Genomic DNA, 400 nt, shown 5'->3' on the forward strand with positions numbered 1-400 from the left:
CGTCGAGGACCTTCGACAGGTCGTCGGTGATCGTGGCCGGAGCGGTCGCCGAGTAGGCGGCCTTGCCGGTGTTCGTCACCGTCACCGTGTAGGTGACCGTGTCGCCGGGGTGCACCGGACCCGTCGCGGAGGAGGTCTTCTCGACCGTGTACGAGCCGACGGGGTTCGTCGTCTCGCACCCGCCGTCCGTGGCGCAGGATCCACCGTCGCCGGCGACCGCGGCGTTGGAGAGGACCTTGTCACCGGTGTCCGGGGTGTTCACCGTCGCGACGTAGGTGACCTTGACGGTGTCGCCGGCGGCGAGTGCTCCGGACCAGGACAGGGTGTTCCCGTCGATGGTGGCGCCCTGGTCGGGACCGTCCGTGATCTTCGCGTCGTCGAGGACCTTCGACAGGTCGTC

At 69.2% G+C, this 400-nt stretch carries 1 pseudogene; it reads right to left on the reverse strand.

The features are described from left to right. Positions 1-400 (reverse strand): annotated as a pseudogene (locus tag ACTJKO_RS17445) (DUF7507 domain-containing protein); the annotation flags it as partial.

Source organism: Curtobacterium sp. 22159, from assembly GCF_052045775.1.
Lineage (GTDB): Bacteria > Actinomycetota > Actinomycetes > Actinomycetales > Microbacteriaceae > Curtobacterium.